This is a genomic window from Streptomyces sp. NPDC050121, from assembly GCF_044460385.1.
Lineage (GTDB): Bacteria > Actinomycetota > Actinomycetes > Streptomycetales > Streptomycetaceae > Streptomyces > Streptomyces soliscabiei.
The window spans coordinates 283,388-309,636 of the sequence record NZ_JBITJV010000001.1 but is presented as its reverse complement, the minus strand read 5'-3'; the positions used below and the strand labels follow the sequence as shown (position 1 = coordinate 309,636).

The window sequence follows — 26,249 nt, the reverse complement described above, 5'->3', positions numbered from 1 at the left end:
TGCGTAAGACCTGGGTGACCCGATGTGCGCCGAAGCCGGGGCCGCGAGTATCGTCCTCACCTGCACAGACTCATACCGTTTTCCCTTGACATCGGAGGGCTCGTTGTCCCGCTTCGCGCTCATCAAGGCAGTGCTCGGACCGGTCATGCGCCTGATGTTCCGCCCTCGGGTCGAGGGCGCGGAGCACATTCCCGGCGACGGCCCCGTCATCCTGGCGGGCAATCACCTCACGTTCATCGACTCGATGATCCTGCCGCTCGTGTGCGACCGGCAGGTCTTCTTCATCGGCAAGGACGAGTACGTCACCGGCAAGTCCTTCAAGGGCCGGCTCATGGCCTGGTTCTTCACCGGCGTCGGCATGATCCCGGTCGACCGGGACGGCGGCCGCGGGGGCGTGGCCGCGCTGATGACCGGGCGGCGGGTGCTGGAGGAGGGGAAGGTCTTCGGGATCTACCCCGAGGGGACGCGGTCGCCCGACGGCCGCCTGTACCGGGGGCGTACCGGTATCGCCCGTCTGACGTTGATGACGGGTGCGCCCGTCGTCCCCTTCGCGATGATCGGCACGGACAAGCTGCAGCCGGGCGGGGCGGGGATGCCCCGGCCCGGCCGGGTCACCGTTCGGTTCGGCGAGGCGATGGAGTTCTCGCGGTACGACGGGATGGACCGCGACCGGTATGTACTGCGCGCCGTGACGGACTCCGTGATGACGGAGGTCATGCGGTTGTCCGGGCAGGAGTACGTGGACATGTACGCGACCAAGGCGAAGGAAGCTGCGTAGCGGCTTTGTCGTCGTGCGGCTGCGGATGCGGGTGGGTCCGCGGGGGCGTGGGGGTCAGTCGTGCGCTTCCGCGCGCCCCTCACGTCCGCTCTCCAACCGTTGCCCGCGCAGCATGAACCACGCTGCCGCCGCCGTCGCGAGCAGCACGATCGCGCCCGCGCCCGCCGCCAGCGTCAGGCCGTCCACGAAGGCCTCACGCGCCGAGGACAGCAGTTCCTGGGCCGTTTGCGCAGGCAGCCGATCCGCCGCTTCCACCGCGCCGCCCAGTGATTCATGGGCGCCCTCCGGTGTGCCCGCCGGGGCGGGGAAACCCCGGTAGACGCCCGTCACGATCGAGCCGAGGACGGCGATGCCCAGGGCCGCGCCCAGTTCGTAGGCCGTTTCGGAGACCGCGGAGGCCGCGCCCGCCTGGTCCTTCGGTACCGAGCTCAGGATGACGTCGGCCGTCACCGTGAAGGAGAAGCCGGCGCCCACGCCGACCACCAGCAGCGCGGCTCCCAGCAGGGGGTAGCCGGTGGACTGGGTGATCGTCGTCAGGGCGGCCAGCGCCAGACCGATCGCCGCGAGGCCGCCGCAGACCACGGCCCGTACCGAGAAGCGGCGGGCCGCGCGGCCCGCGATCAGGCCGGCCGCCACCGCGCCGATCGCGGCGGGCAGTTCGACCAGACCGGCCTCCAGCGGGCGCCTGCCCTGGACGAGTTGCAGATACTGGGAGAGGAAGAACACCAGGCCGGACAGGCCCAGGATGGTCAGCAGGTCGGCCAGGACCGCGCCGCTGAAGCCGCGGTTGCGGAACAGGCGCATGTCCAGCAGGGGCGCCTCAAGGGTCAGCTGGCGGCGGACGAAGCCGTGGAGCGCCGCCGCGCCCAGCAGGCCCGTGCCCACCGAGACCCAGGTGAGGCCGTGGGTCGCGGCCTCCTTGACGGCGTAGACGATGCCGATCATGCCGACCAGGGACAGGACCACGCTCACCAGGTCCCACGGGCCGGGGTTCGGGGTGCGGGACTCGGGGAGCGTCCTGATGCCGACGAGGACCAGGACGACCATCACGGGCAGGTTGATGAGGAAGACCGAGCCCCACCAGAAGTGCTGGAGGAGGAAGCCGCCCACAATGGGGCCGACGGCGGTGCCCGCGGAGGCCGTCGCGCCCCAGATGCCCACGGCCAGGCTGCGTTCGCGCGGGTCGTGGAAGAGGTTGCGGATCAGGGCGAGGGTGGCGGGCATGAGGGTCGCGCCGGCCACGCCGAGCAGCGCGCGGGCCGCGATCATCGTCTCCGGGGTCGTCGCGTAGGCGTTGAGGACCGATATCAGGCCGAAGGCCGTGGCGCCGGCGAGCAGGATGCGCTTGCGGCCGATGCGGTCGCCGAGGCTGCCCATCGAGACGAGCAGGCCGGCGATGACGAAGGAGTAGACGTCGCCGATCCAGAGGAGCTGGGTGCCCGAGGGCTTGAGATCCTCGCTGATGAAGGGGGTCGCGAGACCGAGGACGGTCGCGTCGACGGCCACCAGCAGCACGGCGAGCACGAGGACACAGAGCGCCAGCCAACGGTCCGGACGCTTCACCGCCTCGGTCGTGCTCGCCGGCCGCAGGGTGCTGGTCATGGTTCCTCTCTCTGTTGTGCGGGGTCCTGTGGTGCTGGGTCCTGTGGTGCGGGATGCCGTAGTGCGCCGCCGAGGAGCAGCTCGGCGATCATGTGCTGGAAGTCCTTGGGCGCACCCTTGCCGCTCTGCACCAGCCACGCGCCGGAGGCCAGCAGGCCGAACAGCGCCTCGGTGAGCCAGGCGGGCGTGAGGTCGATGCGGAACTCGCCGTTCAGCTGGCCGCGTCGGAACAGGGCGGAGATACGGTCGTCGATCCGGGTCCAGCCCTGGTTCTGTTCCTCGCCCTCGAACAGCTGGTTCTCGGTGTAGAGGAAGGCGAGCAGACCGGCGGCCGACTCGATCTCGGCCACCAGACGGCGTACGGCGTCGCCGGCCGGGCCCTCGTCCAGCCGGGCCGCGTCCAGGGCGTGGTCGCACTCCGTGATGCCGAGGGCCTCCAGGGCGCGGACCAGGGCGTCGCGCCCGGCGAAGTGCCGGTGCAGCGTGGCGCGGCTGATCCCGGCCGCCTTGGCGACCTCGTCCATCGTCGCGGTGGATTTGCGGGTCAGCAGGGCGGCAGCGCTGCGGAGTACGTGGTCACGGTCGACGGCCATGAGACAACCATAACCCATATGAGACATTCATGTCTCACAACGGGCATGTGTGACTCACCGACATCGGTCGAGCGGGGTTGTCAGTGCCAGGGCAGGCCGCCGCGCCGCTCCCAGTACGTCTGCGGGGTCTCCGCCAGCGCGGACAGCCGGTCGAGCTGGTCGTCGTCGAGGTCCACGACCGCCGCGTGCAGGTTGGAGGCGAGCTGGGTGACCGTCGCGGCGCCGGAGAGGACGACACCGGCCCAGGGCCGGCGCAGGATCAGGGCGAGGGCGACCGCGTCGCAGCCGAGAGACGTCTGACCCGCGACGGTCTTCAGGGCGTCCGGCGCGTACGGCTCCGCGAGGCGGCCGTTGGCCATGCCCTCCTTCACGATCACCGTGAGTCCGGCGTCGTGGGCCTCGGCGAGGGCGGGGCCGGCCGAGGTCTCCAGGGCGTTGTACGTCGACTGGACCGTACGGAAGAGGGGCTCGCCGTCGACCGTCACGGCGAGGGCGGCGCGGATGGCGTCGGCCTGGGCGGGGCCGCTGGTGGAGAAGCCCACGGTGAGGCCCTCGGCGGCGGCTTCGGCGAGCCTGGCGTGAAGCTCCTTGTCGGTGAGGGCCGGGCTGTCCGGGGTCACCGAGTGGATCTGGTAGAGGTCGAGCCGGTCGCCGAGGAGCTCGTCCGTCTCGACGCGCTGACGTTCGTAGGCGGCGAGGCTGTGGTCCTTGACCTCGTGCCGCTCCGCGTCCGTCGTCCAGTCGGCGGTGTAGGTGTAGCCCCACTTGCTGCCTACGACGATGTCGTCGACGTCGGGCCTGACCTTCAGCCAGTCGGCCAGGAACTCCTCGGCGCGGCCGTAGGAGCGGGCCGCGTCGAAGTAGCGGACGCCCTGGGCGTAGGCGGCGTCCAGGAGTTCGTGGGTGCGGGTGCGCAGGGCGTTGACACTGCGGTCGGCGCCGAGGTCCCGGTCGCGTCCGACGTTGATGTAGCCGGGGCGGCCGACGGCGGCGAGACCCAGGCCGATGTGGCAGGTGGGGGTCGTCGCTGAGGCGAGGCGGGCGAAGGGCATCGCGGGCTCCGTTCGGTGGCTCCTTGCGGCTGCCACCAACCTAACCCGCATGCCGCTGACAAAACGTGAGCCCACCCGTGAGGTGCGGCAACGGTCCGTTTCCGCGCCGGGCTCGACGAGCGACTTCGAGCAGGCGGGCGGCCTGCCGGTGCGGTGTCCGCCACCGACTCCCCCCGCCTCCCCGTCACTTCTTGGCGTCCGCCCAGCTGTGCTGCGACGCCACGTCGGCCTTGACCTCGGCGAGCTGGACGGCGACCGCGCTGGGCGCCGTACCGCCGCGGCCGTCGCGGGAGGCGAGGGCGCCCGGGACGTTGAGGACGGTGCGGACCTCGGGGGTCAGGTGGGAGGAGATCTTCGCGAACTGTTCGTCCGTCAGCTCGTCCAGTTCCTTGCCCTCGGCCTCGGCGGCCTTGACGCACTCGCCGGCCACCTCGTGCGCCACGCGGAACGGCACGCCCTGCTTGACCAGCCACTCGGCGATGTCGGTGGCGAGGGAGAACCCGGCCGGGGCAAGCTCCTCCATGCGCTCGCGGTGGACGGTGAGGGTGGCGACCATGCCGGTGAAGGCGGGGAGCAGGACCTCCAGCTGGTCGCAGGAGTCGAAGACCGGCTCCTTGTCCTCCTGGAGGTCGCGGTTGTAGGCGAGCGGGAGGGCCTTGAGGGTGGCCATGAGGCCGGTCAGGTTGCCGATCAGGCGGCCCGACTTGCCGCGCGCCAGCTCCGCGATGTCGGGGTTCTTCTTCTGCGGCATGATCGACGAGCCCGTGGAGAACGCGTCGTGCAGCGTCACGAAGGAGAACTCCTTCGTGTTCCAGATGATGATCTCCTCGGAGATCCGGGAGAGGTTGACCCCGATCATCGCGGTGATGAAGGCGAACTCGGCGACGAAATCGCGCGAGGCCGTGCCGTCGATGGAGTTGCCGACGCTGCCGTGCTCGAAGCCGAGGTCCTTCGCGACCGCCTCCGGATCCAGGCCGAGGCTGCTGCCCGCGAGGGCGCCCGAGCCGTACGGCGAGACGGCCGTGCGCTCGTCCCACTGGCGCAGCCGCTCGGCGTCCCGGGACAGGGACTGCACGTGCGCGAGGACATGGTGGGCGAAGAGCACCGGCTGGGCGTGCTGCAGATGGGTGCGGCCGGGCATCGCCACGTCCGGGTGGGCCTCCGCCAGGCCGATCAGGGCGTCCTGGAGCTCGGCCACGAGGCCGCCGATGATCCGGGCGTGGTCACGCAGGTACATCCGGAAGAGGGTGGCCACCTGGTCGTTGCGGGAGCGGCCCGCGCGCAGCTTGCCGCCGAGGTCGGGGCCGAGGCGCTCCAGGAGGCCACGCTCCAGGGCGGTGTGGACGTCCTCGTCGGCGATGGTGCCCACGAAGGAGCCGTCGGCGACGTCCGCCTCCAGCTGGTCGAGCCCGGCGATCATCCGGGTCAGCTCGTCCTCGGTGAGCAGGCCCGCCTTGTGCAGCACGCGCGCGTGGGCGCGCGAACCGGCGATGTCGTAGGGCGCGAGCCGCCAGTCGAAGTGGACGGACGCGGACAGCTTCGCCAGGGCCTCGGCGGGACCGTCGGCGAAACGGCCGCCCCAGAGCCGTACGTCACCGCTGTTGCTGCTCACTTGCGTTGCTCCTCATCGCCGCACCGAACGTCCTGCATGATTATGCATTGCTCTGCATGATTCGTCAATTCTGGGAGTTCCGGCGAAGTTCGGCAAGGGAATTTGAAGCCGCCTTGAACAACGACAACCGCTTACCCGTACTTCACACCGACGCTGGCGCCGCGTTTGTAAACCCACTCCTGACCCAAGTGAGGCATCCCCATGTCCAGGGCTCTTCCGAAGTACAACAAGCGTCGCGTGGCGATCATCGGCGGCGCCGCCGCTCTGGCCCTGACCGGTGCGGTGGTCGTGAACCAGGCCCTCGCCGGGGAGTCGTCCAACAGCGGCAGCACGACCAACGCCAAGACCCTCGCCAGCCCCGGCACCATCACATGCCCGGACGTGGCCTCCCAGCTGCCCGCGATCCCCGCGACCGCGAAGGCGGAGGTGGACCGCAACCTGGCACTGCTCCAGACGCAGATCAACGAGGCCAACAAGCGGCTCGTCGACACCGTGGGCCAGGGCGGCGCCAACTTCGTGCAGAACGCGATCCTCGGCCCCCTGAAGGACAAGCGGATCTCGACCGTCAACCGCATCGCCACGGCCATCGGCCGCACCGCCGAGAAGCCGCAGGGCCTCGAGGCGCTCGCCCCGTGCGCCCTCAACGCCGGCGGCGGCGCCGGGGCGGGAGCAGGCGCCGGTGCCGGTGCCGGCGGGCAGGCGGGCGCGGGCGGCGCGGCCGCCGGGAACAACGCGGGCGGCAACAACGCGGGCGGCAACAACGCGGGCGGCAAGGCCGCGGGCGGCGCGGCCGGCGGAAACAACGCGGGCGGCAACGCCGCGGGCGGCGCGGCCGGCGTCGGCACCATCAGCTGCCCCGACGTCGCCTCGCAGCTGCCCGCGATCCCCGCGACCGCGAAGGCGGAGGTGGACCGCAACCTGGCACTGCTCCAGACGCAGATCAACGAGGCCAACACCCGGCTCCAGAACACGGTCGGCCAGGGCGGCGCCAACTTCGTGCAGAACGCGATTCTCGGCCCGCTGAAGGACAAGCGCGTGTCCACGATCGACCGCATCGCCATCTCGATCGGCCGCAAGGGCACCAAGCCGCAGGGTCTCGACGCGCTGGCCGCCTGCACGTTGAACAAGTGACGTGACAGGCCCAGCGGCCGCCCCGAGAAGCGCCGGCCGGGGCGGCCGCTGCGGTGTTCCACCGAGGCAATCGCACATCTCCTTAGACAACCAAAAGGATTTCCCGGATAATCGTTAGACATGGGAAAGACCTATGAGCGCATCGACGGGCGGCTCCGTAGGTTCATCGAGGAGCAGCCCCTGTTCTTCACCGCGACCGCGCCCCTGTCCGGCGACGGCACGGTCAACCTCTCCCCCAAGGGCCTCAAGGGCTCGTTCGCCGTACTCGACGAACACACCGTGGCCTACCTCGACTTCGCCGGCTCCAACGCGGAGACCGTCGCGCACCTGAGGGAGAACGGCCGGATCACGCTGATGTGGTGCGCCTTCCAGGGGCCGCCGAACATCGTGCGGGTGCACGGCCGCGGCGAACCCGTCTTCCGCGACGACCCCCGCTTCCGGGAGCTCCTCACGCATTTCGCCGGCATCGACCCGACCCCGCACGGGCTGCGCGCGATCATCGTCGTGCACGCCGAACTGGTCCGGGACACGTGCGGGTTCGCGGTGCCCTTCATGACGTACGACGAGGACCGCGCGCTGCACGCGAAGCGGTTCGCGGCCGACGAAGTCCACCGGCTCGTAGACCTCGGGATCGGGCACCTCGCAGGTGGCGATCAGATACCACCTGCCGCCCCGGCAGATGAGATCGCTCTCGCCGCGCCGGTACTGCACCAGTGTCTTGAGCTGGTCGACATGGCCGGTGTAGCGCAGGTTCTTCAGCCGCCCCTGAACCGTCCAGATCGACACCGTGCGCGCGTCGTGCTGCCACGACAGACACCGGTCGTCGAACGGCTGGGCCGCCTCGGGCCGGAAGGCGATCAGGGTGCCCCAGGCGTACAGGGTCACCTCAAGTACCGACGCCTGCTCGGGCGTCGGCAGCAGCGTAGGGTAGGCCGCCGCCCCCACCGAAATGGAAGACAACGGCCCCCCTCCGAACGGTACGTGCGGCTTTCACCGCATACCGCTCTCCAGTAATGGCGGGACTACTCCATCAGCCCGCAGGGATTGCCAGGTCCTCCAGCTTGAGGCCGTCGTATTCCCCAGCGGGAGGCGATTCCTCCCCGGCGTGAACGCCGAGGCCTCCTCGCCAGAATCAGGATGACCGATCTGCTGCTGTACGCATTCGAGGGCCGGGCGGACCAGCTCAACCCGCTGGGTCCGGTGACCTGACCGGCCGGCAGGGACAGGCCCCGGGGGAGGCGGCGCCGCGCACGGTCGGCCCACTCCGGCCTGCCGGCGTCGCCGCTCCCCTCTAGCGTCTGGATCATGCGCCCTCTCGTCGCCGCCGCTGTCGTCTGTGCGTCGCTTCTGCTGCTCGGTGCGGCTCCGGGCACCGACGCTCACCAGCCGTTGCCCGCGCGGATGGCGGACACCGGCGGCGGCACCCAGTTGATCACCGCCGTGGCCCCGGAGGCGGGCGCCACGGCGGGCACGCTCACCTGGTGGGACCTGCGTCACGGGCGATGGGTGCCGGCCGGTTCCACACCGGCCCGGTTCGGTGCGAAGGGCCTGGTCGAGGGAGCCTCACGCAGACAGGGCACCAACACCACACCCACCGGCCTGTACGGCCTCCCGTTCGCCTTTGGCATCCGTGGGGCGCCGCGCGGGACGTCGTATCCGTACCGTCCCGTGCGGCAGGGCTCCTGGTGGTGTCAGGACAACGACTCCCGTGCCTACAACCGGTGGACCGAGCCCCGGCCGGCCGACTGCCGTGCCGCCGAGTCCGAACACCTCGGCACGTACCGCACCCAGTACGCGTACGCGCTGCTCATCGGGTTCAACTACCGTACGCCGGTGCGGGGCCGCGGAGCCGGAATCTTCCTGCATGTCAACGGCCGTGGCGCGACGGCCGGTTGTGTGTCGGTGCCGGTGGGGGCGATGCGGCAGATGCTGGCCTGGCTCCGGTCGTGGGAGCGGCCGCACATCGCGATCGGCACGGCCGGCGGCCCGACGGCGATCAGCCGGTATTGAGCCACCGCGGGGTGGTTGACGGTGCGCGGTGCCATCAACGGTTGTGCCCGGCCGTACGGTGGCGTCGGTGGTCCCGGTGTCCGCGTGCACGTCCTCCGGGTGATCGGCTGAACACTCCGCGGCTTGCGCCCGTATCTGTGGGCCAAGGGTCAAGTCCCACGGAGGAACCGTGACCACCACGATTGCAGGCGGACGCGCCGCCCGCCGCCAGACGATGCGCCGCATCCGCCCGCGCCGATCCCCGGCCGTCCCGCTGTTGCTCGCCGTATGGGCGGGCGCGGCAGGCGTGCTGTGGCTGTGGTGGGCCAACACGCCGAACATCGCGGACACCAACAGCAAGATCCTCAACGCGGGACGGATCACCGGTCTGCTCGCCGGGTACCTGATGGCGCTCGTCGTGCTGCAGATGGCGCGGGTGCCGGCGCTGGAGCGGCGGGTGGGCTCCGACCGGGTCGCTCGCTGGCACGCGATGAGCGGCCGGTACACGCTCTGTCTGGTCTTCGCGCACGTGTTCCTCATCATGTGGGGGTACGCGCTGCAGGCCGGCAAGTCGCTCGGCGACATCGTCCAGCAGACGATCGACTCCGTGAACCAGCTGCCGGACATGGGCAAGGCCGCCATCGGCACCGGCTTGTTCCTGCTCATCGGCCTGGTGTCGATCGGCCCGGTGCGGCGCAGGATGCCGTACGACACCTGGTACCACATCCACCTGTTGACGTACGGGGCCGTGTTCCTGACGTTCTGGCACCAGATCACCACCGGCAACGACTTCGCGATCGAGCCGACCGCGAAGACCGTCTGGTACGCGCTGTACGGGTCGGTCACCGCGCTGGTCGTCTGGTACCGCGTCATCACCCCGCTCCGGCTGAACCTGCGTCACCGCATGTACGTCGAGGCGGTCATCGAGGAGACGCCCGGCATCGTGTCCGTGCTGATCGGCGGCCGCAAGCTGCACCGCATCGGCGCGGAGGCCGGGCAGTTCTTCCGCTGGCGGTTCCTCGCGCCGGGGATGCGGTTCAGCTCCCACCCGTACTCGCTGTCGGCGAACCCTCGCCCCGAACTGCTGCGGATCACGGTCAAGGCGATCGGCGACCACACCGCGGCGCTGCGCGAGCTGCGGCCCGGCACTAAGGTGTGGGCCGAGGGCCCGTACGGCGCGATGACCGCCTCCCGGCGCAGCCAGGGCAAGGTGCTGCTGGTCGCCGGCGGTGTGGGCATCACCCCGATGCGGACGCTGTTCGAGACGCTGCCGGGCGCGCCCGGTGACATCACCCTTCTCTACCGGGCCAACAGCACCCAGGACCTGGCCCTGTGGGACGAGCTGGCGAAGATCGCCGACGAGCGCGGGGCACGGCTGATGTACGCCGTCAACAGCCCCGACGGGGAGCGCCCCGACATCTCGGCGGAGTCCCTGCAGCGGAAGATCCCCGACATCGACAGCCACGACGTCTTCATGTGCGGACCGAACGGCTTCGCCCAAGGGGTGTTCGAGGCACTGCGCGGCGCCGGGGTCCCCGCCCGCCGTATCCATCACGAGTCGTTCGAGATGTGAGCGACCCGCACTTACGGGAACCTCGCCACCAACGGGAATCAGGAGCTCAGGAAGAGATGAGGAAGAGCCACCCTCTTCGGCGCGTCGTGCTGGCCACCGCCGCCACCGTGTCCGGGATCGTGCTGCTGCTGTCGCTGAAGCCGTCCTCCGACCCGGCCTCCGCGCAGGCGGCGGGCTCGGGCTCGGGCACGGCGCAGGAGGCGGCCCAGGGCGGGGCCGGGGCGCCCGTGACGGGGACGATGACCGGGGACGCCGTCAAGACGCAGTACGGGAACGTGCAGGTCCGCATCACCGTCGTCAACAACAAGATCATGAAGGCGGAGGCCGTCCAGGCGCCCAAGGGGGGCACCAGCGACGAGAAGACCAAGCTGGCGGTTCCCCAGCTGAACGCGGCCGTGGTCGCCAAGCAGAGCCCGAACATCGACACGGTGTCGGGCGCGACCTACACCAGCGAGGGCTACAAGAAGTCCCTGCAGTCGGCGATCGACAAGGCGAACGCGAGCGCGGGCTCCTCCCAGGGTTCCGGTTCTGGTTCCGGTTCCGGCAGCGCGCAGGCCGCCGGCACCTTCACCGGGGACGCGGTCCAGACGCAGTACGGCAACGTGCAGGTCCGCATCACCGTCGCCGGCGGGAAGATCACCAAGGCGGACGCCGTCCAGGCGCCCAAGGGCGGCACCAGCGACCAGAAGACCGCACTGTCCGTCCCCAAGCTCAACCAGGAAGCCGTGGCCGCCGGCAGCGCGGACATCGACTCGGTGTCCAGCGCGACCTACACCAGCGAGGGCTACAAGAAGTCCCTGCAGTCGGCGCTGGACAAGGCGAAGGCGAGCGCGGGATCGGCGTCGGGTTCGGCGGCCGGCTCGGGCTCGGGCTCGGGGTCGTCCGGCTCGGGGTCCGCTTCGGGTGCCGCGCAGGCCAAGACCGTCACCGGCAGCGTCCAGCAGACGCAGTACGGTCCCGTCCAGGTACGGATCACCGTCGTCGGCGGGAAGATCACCAAGGCGGACGCCGTCCAGGCGCCCAAGGGCGGCACCAGCGACCAGAAGACCGCACTGTCCGTCCCCAAGCTCAACCAGGAAGCCGTGGCCGCCGGCAGCGCGGACATCGACTCGGTGTCCGGCGCGACCTACACCAGCGAGGGCTACAAGAAGTCCCTGCAGTCGGCGCTGGACCAGGCCCGGTGACGGACACCGTGGCCGAGTCGGCGCAGGCTCCCGCCGTGGTCCGTCACGCGGAAGAGGTCATGGGGACCGTCTTCTCGTTCGACGTCCGCGGCGGGGAGCCCGGGGCGGTGCAGGCGGCGCTGGAGGAGGCGATCGCCTCGCTGCACCGGGTGAACGAGGTGTTCAGCACCTACCGCGAGGACAGCCAGGTCTCCCGGCTGGTGCGCGGTGAGCTGACCGTCGGGAGTTGCGATCCCGAGGTGGCCGAGGTGCTGGAACTGGGCGCCGAGGCGGAGCGGATCAGCGACGGCTGGTTCAGCATGCGTTACGAGGGCCGGCTCGACCCGACCGGCATCGTGAAGGGCTGGGCCGCCGAGCGTGCGGCCCGGCTGGTCGCGGCGGCGGGCGTGAGCGGGGTGAGCGTCAACGGCGGCGGCGATGTGCAGCTGCTGGGCGTTCCCGGGCCCGAGCGGCCGTGGCGGGTCGGGGTGTCCGATCCGCTAAGGCCGGGCGGACTGGCCGCGGTCGTCTCGGCGGCCGGCGCGGACGAACTGGCGGTGGCCACGTCGGGTACGGCGGAGCGGGGCGCGCATATCGTCGACCCGCGCACGGGGCGCTCCGCGGTGACGGATCTTGTGGCCGTCACGGTGGTGGCACCCAAGCTGACCTGGGCGGACTGCTGGGCCACGGCGGCCTTTGCGATGGGGTCGCGGGAGGCGTTGGGGTGGCTCGAGTCGCTGCCCGACGTGGAGGCGCTGCTCATCACCGCGGGCGACGAGGTCCGGTGCACCGGGGGGTTGGCCGGGCGGCTCGGGTGAGCTGAGGCTGGGCGCAGGCGGGCTCACTCACCGCGTTGGCGGGTGCAGCTGCGCCCACCCGTGCCGCCCGGGGGTACCTCCCAGGGCCTTAAGGCACTGGGGGAGGCAACACGCCCGCAGGATAAGAGCGGTGGCTGGACAGCGCGCCAGGCCGCAACTCCTTAGGGGCGCGGGGAACTGCGCGACCGGCCCCCACTACCCGCACCCTCGAGACTGGCCGGCCGGCGCAGCGCTCAGTGGCCGTTCTGAGCCAGCCGCAGCAAGTGATCCGCCAGCGCCTGGCCGCCGGTCGGCTCCCGGCTGATCAGCAGCAACGTGTCGTCGCCCGCGATCGTGCCGAGGATGTCGTGCAGCTCGGCCTGGTCGATCGCCGAGGCAAGGAACTGGGCCGCCCCCGGCGGGGTACGCAGGACCACGAGGTTGGCGGAGGCCTCCGCGGAGATCAGCAGCTCCTGCGACAGCCGCCGCATCCGCTCCTCCTTCGCCGACTCCCCCAGCGGTGCCCGGGGGGTCCGGAAGCCCCCCTCACTGGGCACCGCGTAGATGAGGTCGCCGTCGGTGTTGCGGATCTTCACCGCGTTCAGCTCGTCCAGGTCCCGCGACAGCGTCGCCTGGGTGACGCTCAACCCGTCGTCGGCCAGCAGCTTCGCCAACTGGCTCTGCGACCGTACCGGTTGCCGGTTGAGGATGTCCACGATCCGGCGGTGACGCGCGGTGCGGGTCTGTGGCACGGCGGGCCCGTTGACCCCGGCCTGCTCATGGTCCTGCGCCTGACTCATCGTCGTCTCATTCTCCGGATCGGTCCCCGTTCACTGCGTCGAGGATGCCGGGCAGGGCCCCGAGGAACGCCTCCACCTCGTCGTCGCCGAGGTTCAGCGGCGGCATCAGCCGGACGACGTCGGGAGCGGGCGCGTTCACCAGGAAGCCGGCCTCCTGAGCCGCCGCGCGCACCTGGGGCGCGAGGGGCTCGGTGAGCACGATACCCAGCAGGAGGCCCGCGCCCCGGACATAATCGATCAACGGGTGGCCCGTACCCTCGATTCCGTCCCGCAACCTCTCGCTCTGCTGCTTGACGTTCTCCAGCAACCCCTCGTTCTCGATGGTGTCGAGGACGGCGAGTCCGGCGGCGCAGGCGACCGGGTTGCCGCCGAAGGTCGTGCCGTGGTGCCCGGGCTGCAGCAGTTCGGCGGCCCGCCCGAAGGCGACGGTCGCGCCCAGCGGCAGCCCGCCGCCGAGGCCCTTCGCCAGCGTCACGACGTCGGGCAGCACACCTTCGTGGGCCTGGTACTCGAACCAGTGCCCGGTCCGGCCGATGCCGGTCTGCACCTCGTCCAGGACCAGCAGTGCGCCGGTCGCGGCGGTGATCGCGCGGGCGGCCTTGAGGTAGCCGACGGGCGGCACGACGACGCCCAGTTCGCCCTGGATGGGCTCGAGGACGACGAGCGCCGTGTCCTCGGTGACCGCGGCGGCCAGCGCCTGCGCGTCGCCGAACGGCACATGGGTGACGTTGCCGGGCAGCGGCAGGAACGGGTCCCGCTTGCCGGGCTGGCCGGTGAGCGCGAGGGCGCCCATGGTGCGGCCGTGGAAGGCGCCCTCGGTGGCGACGACGTGGGTGCGCCCGGTCAGCCGGCCGATCTTGAAGGCGGTCTCGTTGGCCTCGGCACCCGAGTTGCAGAAGAACACCCGGCCGTCCCGGCCGAAGTGCGCCAGGAGCCGTTCGGCGAGCGTGACGGTCGGCTCGGCCATGAAGAAGTTGGAGATGTGGCCGAGGGAGCCGATCTGCCGGCTCACGGCGTCGACGACGGCCGGGTGGGCGTGCCCGAGCGCGTTGACGGCGATGCCTCCGACGAAGTCGAGGTACTCCTTGCCGTCGGCGTCCCACACCTTGGCGCCCGCGCCGCGCACCAGGGGCAGCAGCGGGGTGCCGTAGTTGTTCATGAGCGCGGTCTGCCACCGCGCGGTCAGTTCCTCGTTGCTCATGACGGCTCCCCCTGTGCGTCCGGCTGTGCGTCCGGCTGTGCGTGCGGCTGTGCGTCGGGCTTCTCGTCGGCCACGACCATCGTGCCGATGCCCTCGTCGGTGAAGATCTCCAGCAGGATCGAGTGCTGGACCCGCCCGTCGATGACCCGGGCCGTGTTCACACCGCCGCGCACCGCGTGCAGGCAGCCCTCCATCTTCGGGACCATGCCGGAGCTCAACTCCGGCAGCAGCTTCTCCAGTTGGGAGGCGGTGAGCCGGCTGATCACCTCGTCGGAGTTGGGCCAGTCCTCGTAGAGGCCCTCGACGTCCGTGAGGACCATGAGGGTTTCGGCGCCCAGCGCAGCAGCGAGTGCCGCAGCCGCCGTATCAGCATTGACGTTGTAGACATGTCCGTCGTCCTGGCTACGGGCGATCGAGGAGACGACCGGGATGCGGCCGTCGGCGAGCAGTGCCTCGATGGCGCCCGTGTCGATCGCGGTGATCTCGCCCACCCGCCCGATGTCGACCAACTCGCCGTCGATCTCGGGCCGGTGCTTGGTGGCGGTGATGGTGTGCGCGTCCTCGCCGGTGAGACCCACGGCAAGCGGTCCGTGCTGGTTGAGCAGGCCGACCAGCTCGCGCTGGACCTGCCCGGCCAGCACCATCCGTACGACGTCCATGGCGTCCTCGGTGGTGACGCGCAGGCCGGCCTTGAACTCGCTGACAATGCCGTGCTTGTCGAGGGCGGCGCTGATCTGCGGGCCGCCGCCGTGCACGACGACGACGTTGAGGCCGGCGTGTCGCAGGAAGACGACGTCCTGCGCGAAGGCGGCCTTCAGCTCCTCGTCGATCATGGCGTTGCCGCCGAACTTGATGACGACGGTCTTGCCGTTGTGGCGGGTCAGCCAGGGCAGCGCCTCGATGAGGATCTGGGCCTTGGGGAGCGCGGTGTGCTTCCGCGTGACGTTGCTCATGAGGCGTACGCGCTGTTCTCGTGGACGTATTCGGCGGTGAGGTCGTTGGTCCAGATGGTGGCGGTCTCGGAGCCGGCGGCGAGGTCGGCGACGATGTGCACCTCGCGGTAGCGCATGTCGACCTTCTCGCGGTCCTCGCCGACGCTGCCGTTCTTGCACACCCAGACGCCGTTGATGGCGACGTTGAGCCGGTCCGGCTCGAAGGCGGCCTTCGTGGTGCCGATCGCGGAGAGCACGCGGCCCCAGTTGGGGTCCTCGCCGTGGATGGCGCACTTGAGGAGGTTGTTGCGGGCGATGGAGCGGCCCACCTCCACGGCGTCGTCCTCGCTCGCCGCGCCCACGACCTCGACCTTGATGTCCTTGCCGGCGCCCTCGGCGTCCCGGATCAGCTGCCGGCCGAGATCGTCGCAGACGGTCCGGACGGCCGCAGCGAACTCCTCGTACTCCGGGGTGACTTCGGAGGAGCCGGAGGCGAGCAGCAGCACGGTGTCGTTGGTGGACATGCAGCCGTCGGAGTCGACCCTGTCGAAGGTGACCCTGGTGGCGGCGCGCAGCGCCCGGTCCAGGGTCGCGCTGTCGAGGTCGGCGTCGGTGGTGAGGACGACCAGCATGGTGGCGAGGCCGGGGGCGAGCATGCCCGCGCCCTTGGCCATGCCGCCGACGGTCCAGCCGTCCTGGGTGACGACGGACGTCTTGTGGACGGTGTCGGTGGTCTTGATGGCGATGGCGGCCTTCTCGCCGCCGTGCTCGGAGAGCTGCGCCGCGGCGGTCCCGACTCCCGGGAGCAGCTTGTCCATCGGGAGCAGGACGCCGATGAGGCCGGTGGACGCGACGGCGACCTCGGCCGCGTTGTGCCCCAGCACCTCGGCGACCTCCTCGGCGGTCGCGTGGGTGTCCTGGAAGCCCTTCGACCCCGTGCAGGCGTTGGCGCCGCCGGAGTTGAGGATCACCGCGGACACCTGGCCGCCCTTGAGGACCTGCTCGGACCACAGGACCGGCGCGGCCTTCACACGGTTGGAGGTGAAGACGCCCGCGGCGGACAGACGGGGCCCGGTGTTGACCACGAGGGCCAGGTCCGGGTTGCCGTTCTCCTTGATTCCGGCGGCGATGCCCGCAGCCTGGAATCCCTTGGCTGCCGTGACGCTCACGGTGCGACTCCGATCGTGGAAAGCCCGGTGGTCTCGTCGAGTCCGAGGGCGATGTTCATGCTCTGCAGGGCGCCGCCCGCGGTGCCCTTGGTCAGGTTGTCGATGGCGCTGATCGCGATGATGCGGCCCGCCGCCTCGTCGTGGGCGACCTGTACCTGAACGGCGTTGGAACCGTGGACGGACGCCGTGGCCGGCCACTGGCCCTCGGGAAGCAGGTGGACGAAGGGCTCGTCGGCGAAGGCCTTCTCGTAGGCGGCGCGGACGGACTCGGCGGTGACGCCGGGCTTCGCCTTGGCGGTGCATGTGGCGAGGATCCCGCGGGACATCGGCGCGAGGGTCGGGGTGAAGGAGACCGTGACCGGCTCCCCGGCCGCCGCGCTGAGGTTCTGGATCATCTCGGGGGTGTGCCGGTGGCCGCCGCCCACGCCGTACGGCGACATGGAGCCCATGACCTCGGAGCCCAGCAGGTGCGGCTTGGGCGCCTTGCCGGCGCCGGAGGTGCCGGAGGCGGCGACGATCACGGCCTCCTGCTCGGCCAGCCCCGCCGCGTACGCGGGGAACAGGGCCAGCGAGACGGCCGTGGGGTAGCAACCGGGGACCGCGATGCGCTTGGACCCCTCCAGCGCCGCGCGGCCGCCCGGCAGTTCGGGGAGGCCGTACGGCCAGGTCCCGGCGTGCGCGGAGCCGTAGAACCGCTCCCAGTCGGCCGGGTTCCTCAGTCGGAAGTCGGCGCCCATGTCGACGACGAGCACATCCGGGCCGAGCTGCTCGGCGACCGCGGCGGACTGGCCGTGCGGGAGGGCGAGGAAGACGACGTCGTGTCCGGCGAGGACCTCGGGGGTGGTCTCGTCGAGCACCCGGCCGGCCAGCGGCAGCAGGTGCGGCTGGAGCGCGCCCAGTTTCTGGCCCGCGTTGGAATTGCCGGTCAGGGCGCCGATCTCGATCTCGGGGTGCGCGAGGAGCAGACGCAGCACCTCTCCGCCCGCGTATCCGCTCGCTCCGGCCACCGCCGCACGTACCGCCATGTCCACCCTCCTCTTGGATGGCATGACTATACGTCGCTATGCACGTTTATACAATCTGGTGCGGCGCATAAGATCACGTGCATGGCACTGAGACCCGTCATGGTGAACATCAAGGCTCTTGATCACGCGGCGGTGGGCCGGTTCTGGGCGCAGGCGCTCGGCTGGAGTGCCTACAGCCCCGGCGTGACCACCTACGTCGGACCCTTGGGCGGCCTCGTCTGGCCGGACCCGGTCGTCCTCGGCATCGACTTCGTTCCCATGCCGGAAGCCAAGGCCGCGACGAAGAACCGTGTGCACCTCGATCTCGCCACCGCCTCGGCGGCCCATCAGGCGGAGCTGGTCGCGCGGCTGAAGGCGCTCGGTGCGACACCCGTCGACGTGGGTCAGGGCGACGTGCCGTGGACGGTCCTCGCCGACCCCGAGGGCAACGAGTTCTGCGTGCTGGAGCCTCGGGACGTCTACCGGGACACCGGGCCGATCGCCGCGGTGGTCGTCGACTGCATGGATCCGCGGGCCATGGCCCGGTTCTGGGGCGGGGCGACGGACTGGACGCTGCACGAGGTGACCGACGATCAGGCGGTGTTGCGCAACGCCAAGGGCGTGGGCCCGTATCTCGAGTTTCTCCGCACGCCCGGCGTGAAGACCGTGCCGGACCGCGTCCATCTCGACCTGCTGCCCCGCCCCGGTGACGACAAGGCGGCGGAGGTGGCCCGGCTGCGGGCCCTCGGCGCCACCGACCTCGACGTCGGCCAGGGCGACGTCCCCTGGACGTGCCTGGCCGACCCGGAAGGCCACGAGTTCTGCGTCCTCGCCCCGTCCTGAGGCGGAGCGACCGCGCGCCGGCCGGAGCGCTACGTCACGGCTGCCCGTCGGCGGACCACGGTGAACGTGCCGAGCGCGATCGCGGCCCGCAGCGACATGCCCCCGATCACCCCGCCCAGCCGCAGACCCCGCGGGTGGAACGTGCAGGTGACACTGGTCGCGGAGCCGTCGAGGAAGACCGCGATCAGCCCGTACTACTCGCCGACGAACACGGCGATGTCGTCGTCCACCGCGCAGCGCCAGCCGGCGATCCGGGGGGCCGAGAGGACGGCGGTGCCCAGGGCGCCGGCCGGGAGCTCGGCGCGGACGGTGTCGTCGTCCACCGTCACCTGGGTGGCGCCGGTGGTCCTGAGGCGGTCGGTGGCGGCGCGCAGCTTGACGGTGTCCAGGCAGCCGACCGCGCCGTGCGGGACGGTGCTCGGCCGGTTGGGGGGACAGCTCGATCCGCAGCCGCCCGGAAGCCGGAACCGTGCCGAGCGGCTCCATGGCGGCGATCTTGGAGACGGGGTCGGACCAAAACCGGCCGGTCGGACCGGCGGCACTGTCACCGGTGAGCCGCGCGGTGCCCGCGGAGTGCGGCGCCCACAGATACACCTCGCTGCCCGCCGCGCACTCGGCGGTGACCGTCGGCCGGGGCTCGGCGCCCCCCGGGGAAGGGCGTCGAGGCGCACGCCTGGCGGGTCGCCCTTGCTGCGCCGGGGCGCCGTCCCGGCTGCGGTACGCACGGTCAGCGGGGGCGCCGTGTGGACGCGGGCGCCCAGCAGCAGAACTGGCTGGTGAGATAGCTGCCGAGGTCGGGCAGGAAACCGGCGCCGTAGCCGGACTGCCAGTTGACGAGGAGACCGCCGTCGGCCCGTCCGTGCAGCAAGTCCCACGGGTGTGCGTGGAACGGCACGTACTGGTTGCCCAGGTCGTTGACGCTCCGGGTGCGGGGGCCGAAGGGGTAGCTGCGGGCGACGGCGTCGGCGGCGCGGAAGGCGGTGACGGTGATCACCGCGGCCAGCAGGGCGGCGGCCTGTCGCGGCTCGGCCGTCGGGCGGGGCAGCCGGAGCCGCTGCGCGCGGCGGGGCGCCCGCCCCCAGGGGCCTTCCCCTGCGATGCCGGGGCCGGGTCCGACGGGACGTGCTTGTTCAGGGTCGAGCGATCCACGTCGGACAGGCCCCCGGAGAAGCGGCAGAGGCCGGCGTTCTCCCGGGGACGCCTCCCCGCACCGGCGTTGATTCGCCGACTTGGACGGCCGGCGTTCGCGGTGGGCTGGGTGTCCCCGGGAGAACAGCTGTGGTCAGGCAGGTGAGCCGGCTACCGCTGCTTGATCCGCAGGAAGGTGATCGAGTTCGCCGGGAAGGTGTAGGTGAACCTGCCGGAGACTCCGGTGAAGGTGGAGGTCACCGGTGCGACCGGGGTCGCGGTCTCGGTGTTGACCGCGTCCGGTGCGGCGGCCAGCGTGGTCACCCCGGCCTTGGAGGCGACCTTGGCGCCACCGAGGTCGATCGCCGTACGGGCGTCCGTGGACTGGGCGTTGACGACCTTGACGATCAGGTCACCGGTCTTCTTGTCCTTCGTGACGACCTGGCGGAAGGGCTCGGCCGGCTTGTCGTCGGTGAAGCTGCCCCACTCCTGGCCGTCGAGGTAGAGGGTGACCTGGCGGCCGCGCACCTTCACGTCGACGTCGTAGGCGCGGCCCGTCTCCACGCTTCCCGCCTTGGAGATCAGCGTCGACTTGCCGCCGTCCACGGCCTGTTCGACGGCGGACTGGGTGTTGTTCCAGCCGCCCAGGTTCCACCAGTAGTAGTTGCCGGTGTCCTTGACGCCGAAGGCGACGAGGAAGCCCTCCTTGCCGGACTTCTTGGTGGCCTTCACATGCAGGTCGTAGTCGTGCCAGCTCGGGTCACCGGCGGAGACCATGGTGTTCTCGGCGGCGGTGTCGGTCTGCACGTACTGCCCGTCCTGGAGCGACCAGCTGCCGCCGCCGGTGTGCGTCCACTTCGAGGCGTCGCCGGAGAAGTCGTCGCTCAGCAGCGGGGTGCCGTCCGCGGCGGCCACCTCGACGTCGTCGTAGGCCGCGCTGGTCGCCCAGGTCGACAGGCCGACGGCGCCCGTGATCGGGCCCTGCAGGGACGGGGTTCCGGTGGCCGTCGACGGCACGACGCGGTCGCCGACGTTGGTCATGAACAGCTTCTGGACCTCGTAGTTGGACGAGTTCCAGGAGGCGTGGTTGTTGAACCACACCAGGTCCGGGCGCCACTGGACGTAGTCCTCGTTGGCGAACAGCGGAGCGTAGGAGGCCAGTTTGACGACGTCCGCGTTGCGTTCGAGGCCGGTCATGAAGGCGGCTTCGGAGAGGCCGTTCTTGAAGGCGTTGCCCTGGGAGGCGTACTCGCCGAGGAAGACCTTGGGGCCGCTGCGGTCGTAGGAGTCGTAGCGGTCGTTGTTCTGCAGGAACCACTGCGGGCTGTTGTAGTAGTGCTCGTCGACCATGTCGACCTTGGCGTCCTTGTTGAGCTGCCAGGCCGTGTCGAAGGTCGAACCGGAGTCGTCCGGGCCGGAGTTGGAGATGACGGTGACGTTCGGGTACTTGGCCGCGATGGCGGCGCGGAACTCCTTGAAGCGGGCGAAGAACTCGTTCGGGAGGTTCTCCTCGTTGCCGACCTCGAGGTGCGTGAGGTGGAAGGGCTTGGGGTGGCCCATCCGGGCGCGCTTCTTGCCCCAGGTGGAGGTGACCGGCCCGTTGGCGAACTCGATCAGATCGAGCGTGTCCTGGATGTGCCGCTTGAGCAGCGCGTCGTCGACGACGGCCTTGTTCTGGCCGCAGCCGGTCACCAGGGCGGGGACCACGGGCAGCGGCATCGCGCCGATGTCCTCGGCGAAGCGGAAGTACTCGTAGTAGCCGAGGCCGTAACTCTGGTTGTAGCCCCAGAAGTTGGAGTTGGTGGCGCGCTGCTCGACCGGACCGATGGTGTCCTTCCACTGGTAGGAGCGGGCGCGCTGGTAGCCGGAGGCCTCGCTGTAGTCCTGCATGGAGCCGGTGTTGACCAGGCAGCCGCCGGGGAAGCGCACGAAACCCGGGTGCAGGGCGGCGACCTTCTGGGCGAGGTCCTTGCGCAGGCCGCCCGGCTCGCCCCGGTAGGTGTCACGGGGGAACAGGGACACCATGTCCAGGGCGGTCGCCGCCGAGGAGGCCACGCCCAGCCGGCCGTTGCCGCTGGTCCGGGTGGCGGTGAAGACGGCCTTGTACCGCGCCCAGCCGCCGGCCTTCACGGCCACCTTGCGGGCGGTGGCCAGGGCGCCGTCGGCGTCCTGCAACGACACCGTCAGGGTGGTGCCGCTCTCGGCGCGGGCCCACACCGAGAAGTCGTACGTCTTGCCCTGCTCGACCCGGACACCGGTGTTGTAGCCGGCGTTGGTCACGGATGAACCGGCACCCAGGGAGAGGTAGTTGCGGTTGCGCTCGTTGAGGCGGCCCGAGTCGTCCAGGACCTGTGCGGTGCCGTCGACCGTCCAGGAGGTCAGCGGGGTGTATGACCGGTTGTCGACGGTGGAGTACTCGAAGGATCGGTTCTGCACGAGCTCGGCGTAGAGGCCGCCGTCGGCCGCCCGGTTGATGTCCTCGAAGAAGACGCCGTACATCGTGTCGTCGATCTTCGCGCCCTTGGCGGTGGGGTCGACGGTGATGGCGTAGTCGGTCACGGCCTCGGCGTGCGCGGGGGCGGGGGCGGGGACGAGGGCGGTGGCCGTCAGAAGCGCGGTCGAGGTGAGACCGATTCTCCAGCGGGTGCGGGTGGTGCTGCGTGACATGAGTGACTCCGCGGCTCAGTGGTGCGCGTTGTATGTCAGTTGTTCGAAACGTCGGACGATGGTCAGCACTTCGAACGGCAAGATAGGGAGGGGGCCGAGAGGCGTCAATGGGGCGTGCAGCAACGGATGTGACGGAGGACGGCGGGAGATGGGCGGGTTCCAGCCAGTTCCGGACGCACTGGCGTACCTCGCGGGGAGTTGGCGGGTGCGGCGGTCGGTGCGGGACCTGGCGAGCGGCGACGAGGGCCGCTTCGACGGGATCACCGTGTTCAGCGCTCTGGAGGAGGGCGGCCCGGGGCACGACGCTCTGCTGCACGACGGTCTGCTGCATGAGGAGTCCGGCACGTTCGTGTGGCTCGGCGTCGCCCGGCCCGCGGAGCGCACCCTGCGCTTCCTGCCGGGGCCGACGCCCGGCACGGCCGACGTGCGGTTCGCCGACGGCCGTCCCTTCCACGGCCTGGACCTGAGGAACGGCCGGCACATCGCCGACCACCCCTGCTCCGCGGATCTCTACCGGGGCGAGTTCACCGTGCTGGGCATGGACCGCTGGCGGACGCTCTGGCGGGTGACCGGACCGGCCAAGGACCTGCTGCTCATCACCGACTACATGCGGGTGGGCTGAACCGAGGCCCCTTCGAGCCGCAGGTTCCAGCGACCGCCCCGGCCGGTGACCGTGGTCGTCGACAGGGGGCGCACGTCGATGTTCCAGTACGTCGACGGAGGCGCCTTGAGCGCGTACACCACCGCGGCCCGGATCACGCCGGGCTCGGCGACCGCCACGATCCGGTCGCCGTCCCCGAGCGGGCGGGTGTCGAGCCAGTCGCCCACCCGGGTGATGAAGTCCAGCAGGGACTCGCCGCCGTGCGGGGTGGCCAGCGGGTCGGCCAGCCAGGCGTCCACGGCCGCCGGCTCACGGGCCATCGCCTCGCCCAGGGTGAGCCCCCGCCAGCGGCCCATGGCGCAGTCCCGCAGGGCGAGTTGCACGAGTGGGGCGTAGCCGAGGGCGTCGCCGGTGGTGCGGCTGCGCGGGGTGGGCGAGCAGTAGCGCAGCTCGGCGGCGGCGAGGGGCAGGAGGTCGGGGACCACCCGCTGCACCTCGTCCCAGCCCGCCTGGTCCAGCGGCTGGTCGTCCTCGAAGCGTTCCGCGAGCAGCGAGGAGCTGCGAGCGGCGGCGACGAACGTGACCCGAAGTGGCATGCGGTGATGGTGAGCCGCACAACTGCGCAGGTCAAGGGATGTCGGCCGATGGGTTCGGGAATTCTTACCGGTGAGTCAGGCCGGGTCGGACAAGTCACTGGAAAACGTGCGCCATCCATTGGTCGGGCTTCTCCAGCGCCGCGAAGCCGACCTGTTCGTACACCCCGTGCGCGTCGTGCGTGGCCAGCAGTATGCGGCGCAGCCCGTGCGGCCGCAGGTGGTCGCGTACGGCGGCGACGAGGGCGGTGCCGAGGCCCTTGCCCCGGACCGCCGGGTCCACGTACACGTCGCACAGCCATGCGAAGGTCGCGAGGTCCGTGACGACCCGCGCATAGGCGACCTGCTCCCCCGACGAGGTGTCGTAGACGCCGAAGTTCAGCGAACCGGCGATCGCCCGGTCCTGTTTCGCCCGCTCGCGCCCGATCGCCCAGTACGCGTCCGTGGACAGCCAGCGGTGCACGCGTCCGGCGTCGATGCGGGCGGGGTCGGTGGACATCTCATAGCCCTCGGCGAGGGACAGGGTGGCGTACATACGGGGATCCTCACCGCATCACGGGCGCCGTGTCGAACCATTTCGGGGGAGCGCCTCGTCGGACGCCGCCCGCAGCCGCCGTACCCCCTCCGCGATCTCCTCGGTCCCGGCGACGGCCGCGAAGCTCACCCGCGCGTGGGCGGCCGGGGGTTCGGCGCTGAAGTAGGGACGGCCGGGGGTGAGGGCGACGCCCGCGCGCAGGGCGGCGGACGTGAACGCGACCTCGTCCGTGCCCTCGGGCAGCCGCAGCCACAGGTGGTAGCCGCCGGACGGGACGTGCGGGAGGACGAGTTCGGGCAGCCGCAGCCGCAGCGCGGAGGTCATCGCGTCCCGCCGAACCCGCAACTCGGCGGCGACGGCCCGCAGATGACGTGGCCAGGCGGGCGAGCCGACGAGTTCGAGGGCGGCCTCCTGGAGCGGGCGGGGCACGAAGAAGGTGTCGACGACCTGGATGGCGCGCAGGCGCTGAAGGACCGGGCCGCGGGCGGCCAGCGCGCAGACCCGGAAGCTCGGCGAGGTCGCCTTGGTGAGCGAGCCGACGTGGACGACGACGCCGTCGGGGTCGTCGGCGGCGAGCGGACGCGGCAGCGGTCCGGCGTCCTCGTGCGCGAGCCGCCGCACGAAGTCGTCCTCGACGACGAACGCGCCCGCCTCGCGCGCGATGCGCAGCACCTGCGCGCGCCGGTCGGCCGCGAGGACGGCGCCGGTCGGGTTCTGGAACAGCGGCTGGCAGACGAAGACCCGAGCGCCGGTGGCCCGGAACGCGTCGGCGAGCAGCTCCGGCTTCACACCGTCCGGGTCGACCGGGACCGGTACCGGGCGCAGTCCCGCCGAGCGGGCGATCGCGAGCATGCCGGGGTAGGTGGGCGACTCGACGAGCACCGGCGCGCCGGGCGGAGCGAGGGCGCGCAGGGCGGTGGTGAGGGCCGCCTGGCCGCCGGCGCTGACCAGTACCTCGGCCGCGGTGACGGAGCCGCCGATGGTCCGCGCGAACCACTCGCGCAGCTCGGGCAGCCCTTCCATGGGCGGCCGCCCCCACGCTCCGGGCCGCCGTCCGGCGCGCGCCAGCGCCGCGGCCATCGCCCGCTCCGGCTGCAGCGAGGGGTGCAGATAGCCGCCGTTGAACTCGACGACGCCGGGCGGCGGGGCGGCCAGCGACACCGTGACCCCGGAGGCGTCCACGGAGCGCGGCACGAGGTCGGCGGCGCCGTCCGCGCTGAGCGCGACCTCCTGCCAGGACGTGTCGCCGGCCGGCGTGCCCGTCGTCCCCGCCGGCCGTGCCCGGAAGGCGCCCGCGCCGGGCCGGGTGACCACCAGCCCCTCGGCGGCGAGCTGCGCCAGCGCCCGCGAGACCGTCACGGGGCTCACCCGGAACCGTTCGACCAGGGCTCGGCTCGACGGGAGCTTTCCACCGGGAGAGTAGCGGTCGAACTCCCGACGCAGTCGATCCGCCAGCTCACCCACGCTGCTACGCTCTTGCATGGAGACACAGAGTAGCGCTACTACCCGGCCCGCGATAGCGGTCAGCACCCCGGACGCCGGGCCACGCACGGCGGACGCCCCGCCCCGGTCGAGCGGTCTCGGCACCCTGCTAGCCGTCCTCGGTGTCGTCGCGTTCTCCCTCACCTTCCCCGCGACCGCCTGGGGTCTTGAGGGCTTCGGCCCCTGGTCGCTGGTGGCCGCGCGCAGCGTCCTGGCCGCGCTGATCGCGGGCACCTGTCTGCTCGCGCTCAGGGTCCCGCCGCCCGCCCGGCGGCACTGGGCGGGCCTCGCGGTCGTGGCCGCCGGGGTCGTCGTCGGCTTCCCGCTGCTCACCACGCTCGCGCTGCGGACGTCCACCACCTCGCACGCCGCCGTCGTGGTCGGCCTGCTGCCGCTGACGACCGCGCTGCTGTCCGCCCTGCGCATGGGCACCCGCCCCTCCCGCACCTTCTGGGCGGCGGCCCTGGCCGGCGCGGGCGCGGTGGCTGCGTTCACCGTGCAGCAGAGCGGCGGCGCGCTGACCACCGCCGACCTGTACCTGTTCGGGGCGCTGCTGGTGTGCGCGGCCGGCTACACCGAGGGCGGCCGACTGGCCCGGATCATGCCGGGCTGGCAGGTCATCGGCTGGGCCCTGGTGTGCTGTCTGCCGCTGAGCGTGCCCGCCGCCGCGCTCGCCCTCGCCCACGAGCCCGTCCGGCTGACCGCGCACAGCGTGGCCGGGCTGCTGTGGGTCGCGGCCGGCTCGCAGTTCCTCGGCCTGGTCGTCTGGTACCGGGGCATGGCGACCATCGGCATCCCCAAGGCCAGCCAGTTGCAGTTGGCCCAACCCCTGCTCACACTGGTGTGGTCGGTGCTGCTGTTGGGCGAGCACCTCACGCCCGCCGCTCCGCTGACGGCCGCGGCCGTGCTCATCTGCATCGCGGTCACGCAGCGGGCGCGCGGCTAGTGCCTTTCCGGTCACGGCACTGGCCTCGGCAGAACGTGCCACCGCTTCCGCATCCGGT

Annotated in this window: 23 protein-coding genes and 2 pseudogenes; 10 read left to right on the top strand and 15 right to left on the bottom strand. The window is 71.3% G+C overall.

The features are described 5' to 3' along the window. Positions 1-103: 103 nt before the first annotated feature. On the top strand, positions 104-778 hold the full coding sequence (locus tag ACIBTS_RS01395) for a 1-acyl-sn-glycerol-3-phosphate acyltransferase (RefSeq protein ID WP_079663449.1): 675 nt from the start codon (positions 104-106) through the stop codon (positions 776-778). A 54-nt stretch (positions 779-832) separates the two neighbouring features. Here ACIBTS_RS01395 and ACIBTS_RS01390 read toward each other — a convergent pair whose 3' ends face one another. The 4 genes from ACIBTS_RS01390 to argH all read right to left on the bottom strand — a co-directional run bounded on the left by ACIBTS_RS01390 (position 833) and on the right by argH (position 5,637). Next, complete coding sequence (locus ACIBTS_RS01390) at positions 833-2,380, bottom strand: MFS transporter (protein WP_399315787.1); 1,548 nt, start codon at positions 2,378-2,380, stop codon at positions 833-835. Continuing rightward, on the bottom strand, positions 2,377-2,973 hold the full coding sequence (locus ACIBTS_RS01385; protein ID WP_399315786.1) for a TetR/AcrR family transcriptional regulator: 597 nt from the start codon (positions 2,971-2,973) through the stop codon (positions 2,377-2,379). The genes ACIBTS_RS01390 and ACIBTS_RS01385 overlap by 4 nt, the downstream gene beginning before the upstream one ends. 80 nt (positions 2,974-3,053) lie before the next feature. Further along, entirely contained in the window at positions 3,054-4,025 is a 972-nt protein-coding gene (locus tag ACIBTS_RS01380; protein WP_399315785.1) for an aldo/keto reductase, read from the bottom strand. A gap of 184 nt (positions 4,026-4,209) precedes the next feature. Further along, on the bottom strand, positions 4,210-5,637 hold the full coding sequence (argH, locus tag ACIBTS_RS01375) for an argininosuccinate lyase (protein WP_319670792.1): 1,428 nt from the start codon (positions 5,635-5,637) through the stop codon (positions 4,210-4,212). 201 nt (positions 5,638-5,838) lie between these two features. On the opposite strand from argH, the gene ACIBTS_RS01370 reads away from it, so the two are divergent. The 6 genes and pseudogenes from ACIBTS_RS01370 to ACIBTS_RS01345 all read left to right on the top strand — a co-directional run bounded on the left by ACIBTS_RS01370 (position 5,839) and on the right by ACIBTS_RS01345 (position 12,311). After that, positions 5,839-6,768, top strand: coding sequence for a hypothetical protein (locus ACIBTS_RS01370; RefSeq protein WP_399315784.1), 930 nt, complete (start codon positions 5,839-5,841; stop codon positions 6,766-6,768). A gap of 120 nt (positions 6,769-6,888) precedes the next feature. Next, positions 6,889-7,374: pseudogene (locus ACIBTS_RS01365) on the top strand (pyridoxamine 5'-phosphate oxidase family protein); the annotation flags it as partial. Between the two features lie 699 nt (positions 7,375-8,073). Beyond that, positions 8,074-8,778 carry a L,D-transpeptidase gene (locus tag ACIBTS_RS01360; protein WP_399315783.1) on the top strand — a complete coding sequence of 235 codons (705 nt, stop codon included), beginning with the start codon at positions 8,074-8,076 and terminating at the stop codon, positions 8,776-8,778. Positions 8,779-8,947: 169 nt separating this feature from the next. After that, a complete protein-coding gene (locus ACIBTS_RS01355) occupies positions 8,948-10,330 on the top strand; it encodes a ferredoxin reductase family protein (RefSeq protein ID WP_319670785.1) in 1,383 nt (460 codons plus the stop codon). 56 nt (positions 10,331-10,386) lie between these two features. After that, positions 10,387-11,514, top strand: coding sequence for an FMN-binding protein (locus ACIBTS_RS01350; protein ID WP_399315782.1), 1,128 nt, complete (start codon positions 10,387-10,389; stop codon positions 11,512-11,514). Further along, positions 11,511-12,311, top strand: a complete 801-nt coding sequence (locus tag ACIBTS_RS01345; RefSeq protein ID WP_399315781.1) for an FAD:protein FMN transferase — start codon at positions 11,511-11,513, stop codon at positions 12,309-12,311. Before ACIBTS_RS01350 ends, ACIBTS_RS01345 begins: the two co-directional genes overlap by 4 nt. A 233-nt stretch (positions 12,312-12,544) precedes the next feature. Here ACIBTS_RS01345 and ACIBTS_RS01340 read toward each other — a convergent pair whose 3' ends face one another. The 5 genes from ACIBTS_RS01340 to argC are packed head-to-tail and all read right to left on the bottom strand — an operon-like array spanning position 12,545 to position 17,417. After that, entirely contained in the window at positions 12,545-13,090 is a 546-nt protein-coding gene (locus ACIBTS_RS01340) for an arginine repressor (protein WP_319334998.1), read from the bottom strand. 7 nt (positions 13,091-13,097) lie between these two features. After that, the gene (locus ACIBTS_RS01335) at positions 13,098-14,291 is read right to left on the bottom strand and encodes an acetylornithine transaminase (protein ID WP_399315780.1); all 1,194 of its coding nucleotides are present in this window, start codon (positions 14,289-14,291) and stop codon (positions 13,098-13,100) included. Then, positions 14,288-15,244 (bottom strand): acetylglutamate kinase, encoded by a 957-nt coding sequence (gene argB, locus ACIBTS_RS01330; protein WP_399315779.1) that lies wholly within the window; start codon positions 15,242-15,244, stop codon positions 14,288-14,290. Before argB ends, ACIBTS_RS01335 begins: the two co-directional genes overlap by 4 nt. Next, positions 15,241-16,392: a bifunctional glutamate N-acetyltransferase/amino-acid acetyltransferase ArgJ gene (gene argJ / locus ACIBTS_RS01325; RefSeq protein ID WP_399315778.1), complete on the bottom strand. Its 1,152-nt coding sequence runs from the start codon at positions 16,390-16,392 to the stop codon at positions 15,241-15,243. The genes argB and argJ overlap by 4 nt, the downstream gene beginning before the upstream one ends. Beyond that, positions 16,389-17,417, bottom strand: coding sequence for an N-acetyl-gamma-glutamyl-phosphate reductase (gene argC, locus ACIBTS_RS01320; RefSeq protein ID WP_399315777.1), 1,029 nt, complete (start codon positions 17,415-17,417; stop codon positions 16,389-16,391). Before argC ends, argJ begins: the two co-directional genes overlap by 4 nt. An 81-nt stretch (positions 17,418-17,498) precedes the next feature. On the opposite strand from argC, the gene ACIBTS_RS01315 reads away from it, so the two are divergent. Then, complete coding sequence (locus tag ACIBTS_RS01315) at positions 17,499-18,239, top strand: VOC family protein (RefSeq protein ID WP_399315776.1); 741 nt, start codon at positions 17,499-17,501, stop codon at positions 18,237-18,239. A gap of 194 nt (positions 18,240-18,433) precedes the next feature. Here ACIBTS_RS01315 and ACIBTS_RS01310 read toward each other — a convergent pair whose 3' ends face one another. The 3 genes and pseudogenes from ACIBTS_RS01310 to ACIBTS_RS01300 form a co-directional block, all read right to left on the bottom strand. Further along, positions 18,434-18,787, bottom strand: coding sequence for a hypothetical protein (locus ACIBTS_RS01310; RefSeq protein ID WP_399315775.1), 354 nt, complete (start codon positions 18,785-18,787; stop codon positions 18,434-18,436). Positions 18,788-19,005: 218 nt separating this feature from the next. After that, positions 19,006-19,284 (bottom strand): annotated as a pseudogene (locus ACIBTS_RS01305) (YfhO family protein); the annotation flags it as partial. Positions 19,285-19,538: 254 nt separating this feature from the next. Next, the gene (locus tag ACIBTS_RS01300) at positions 19,539-22,034 is read right to left on the bottom strand and encodes an alpha-L-arabinofuranosidase C-terminal domain-containing protein (protein ID WP_399315774.1); all 2,496 of its coding nucleotides are present in this window, start codon (positions 22,032-22,034) and stop codon (positions 19,539-19,541) included. A gap of 148 nt (positions 22,035-22,182) precedes the next feature. On the opposite strand from ACIBTS_RS01300, the gene ACIBTS_RS01295 reads away from it, so the two are divergent. After that, complete coding sequence (locus ACIBTS_RS01295; RefSeq protein ID WP_399315773.1) at positions 22,183-22,656, top strand: DUF6314 family protein; 474 nt, start codon at positions 22,183-22,185, stop codon at positions 22,654-22,656. Here ACIBTS_RS01295 and ACIBTS_RS01290 read toward each other — a convergent pair. The 3 genes from ACIBTS_RS01290 to ACIBTS_RS01280 form a co-directional block, all read right to left on the bottom strand. Next, positions 22,638-23,231 (bottom strand): histidine phosphatase family protein, encoded by a 594-nt coding sequence (locus tag ACIBTS_RS01290; RefSeq protein ID WP_079663428.1) that lies wholly within the window; start codon positions 23,229-23,231, stop codon positions 22,638-22,640. The two genes, ACIBTS_RS01295 and ACIBTS_RS01290, sit on opposite strands and share 19 nt — an antisense overlap. Positions 23,232-23,325: 94 nt before the next feature. Continuing rightward, positions 23,326-23,763 carry a GNAT family N-acetyltransferase gene (locus ACIBTS_RS01285; protein ID WP_399315772.1) on the bottom strand — a complete coding sequence of 146 codons (438 nt, stop codon included), beginning with the start codon at positions 23,761-23,763 and terminating at the stop codon, positions 23,326-23,328. A gap of 18 nt (positions 23,764-23,781) precedes the next feature. Continuing rightward, complete coding sequence (locus ACIBTS_RS01280) at positions 23,782-25,245, bottom strand: PLP-dependent aminotransferase family protein (protein WP_399315771.1); 1,464 nt, start codon at positions 25,243-25,245, stop codon at positions 23,782-23,784. Here ACIBTS_RS01280 and ACIBTS_RS01275 point away from each other — a divergent pair. Continuing rightward, positions 25,244-26,191 (top strand): DMT family transporter, encoded by a 948-nt coding sequence (locus tag ACIBTS_RS01275; RefSeq protein WP_399315770.1) that lies wholly within the window; start codon positions 25,244-25,246, stop codon positions 26,189-26,191. The genes ACIBTS_RS01280 and ACIBTS_RS01275 overlap by 2 nt on opposite strands. The last annotated feature ends 58 nt before the right edge of the window (positions 26,192-26,249 follow it).

What these genes read in the sequence shown, in the direction of transcription:
- ACIBTS_RS01390 (WP_399315787.1), bottom strand. Translation starts at nt 2,380, where the DNA reads ATGACCAGCACCCTGCGGCCGGCGAGCACGACCGAGGCGGTGAAGCGT.
- ACIBTS_RS01385 (WP_399315786.1), bottom strand. Translation starts at nt 2,973, where the DNA reads ATGGCCGTCGACCGTGACCACGTACTCCGCAGCGCTGCCGCCCTGCTG.
- ACIBTS_RS01380 (WP_399315785.1), bottom strand. Translation starts at nt 4,025, where the DNA reads ATGCCCTTCGCCCGCCTCGCCTCAGCGACGACCCCCACCTGCCACATC.
- ACIBTS_RS01370 (WP_399315784.1), top strand. Translation starts at nt 5,839, where the DNA reads ATGTCCAGGGCTCTTCCGAAGTACAACAAGCGTCGCGTGGCGATCATC.
- ACIBTS_RS01360 (WP_399315783.1), top strand. Translation starts at nt 8,074, where the DNA reads ATGCGCCCTCTCGTCGCCGCCGCTGTCGTCTGTGCGTCGCTTCTGCTG.
- ACIBTS_RS01350 (WP_399315782.1), top strand. Translation starts at nt 10,387, where the DNA reads ATGAGGAAGAGCCACCCTCTTCGGCGCGTCGTGCTGGCCACCGCCGCC.
- ACIBTS_RS01340 (WP_319334998.1), bottom strand. Translation starts at nt 13,090, where the DNA reads ATGAGTCAGGCGCAGGACCATGAGCAGGCCGGGGTCAACGGGCCCGCC.
- ACIBTS_RS01335 (WP_399315780.1), bottom strand. Translation starts at nt 14,291, where the DNA reads ATGAGCAACGAGGAACTGACCGCGCGGTGGCAGACCGCGCTCATGAAC.
- argB (WP_399315779.1), bottom strand. Translation starts at nt 15,244, where the DNA reads ATGAGCAACGTCACGCGGAAGCACACCGCGCTCCCCAAGGCCCAGATC.
- argC (WP_399315777.1), bottom strand. Translation starts at nt 17,417, where the DNA reads ATGGCGGTACGTGCGGCGGTGGCCGGAGCGAGCGGATACGCGGGCGGA.
- ACIBTS_RS01315 (WP_399315776.1), top strand. Translation starts at nt 17,499, where the DNA reads ATGGCACTGAGACCCGTCATGGTGAACATCAAGGCTCTTGATCACGCG.
- ACIBTS_RS01300 (WP_399315774.1), bottom strand. Translation starts at nt 22,034, where the DNA reads ATGTCACGCAGCACCACCCGCACCCGCTGGAGAATCGGTCTCACCTCG.
- ACIBTS_RS01295 (WP_399315773.1), top strand. Translation starts at nt 22,183, where the DNA reads ATGGGCGGGTTCCAGCCAGTTCCGGACGCACTGGCGTACCTCGCGGGG.
- ACIBTS_RS01290 (WP_079663428.1), bottom strand. Translation starts at nt 23,231, where the DNA reads ATGCCACTTCGGGTCACGTTCGTCGCCGCCGCTCGCAGCTCCTCGCTG.
- ACIBTS_RS01285 (WP_399315772.1), bottom strand. Translation starts at nt 23,763, where the DNA reads ATGTACGCCACCCTGTCCCTCGCCGAGGGCTATGAGATGTCCACCGAC.
- ACIBTS_RS01275 (WP_399315770.1), top strand. Translation starts at nt 25,244, where the DNA reads ATGGAGACACAGAGTAGCGCTACTACCCGGCCCGCGATAGCGGTCAGC.
- ACIBTS_RS01280 (WP_399315771.1), bottom strand. Translation starts at nt 25,245, where the DNA reads ATGCAAGAGCGTAGCAGCGTGGGTGAGCTGGCGGATCGACTGCGTCGG.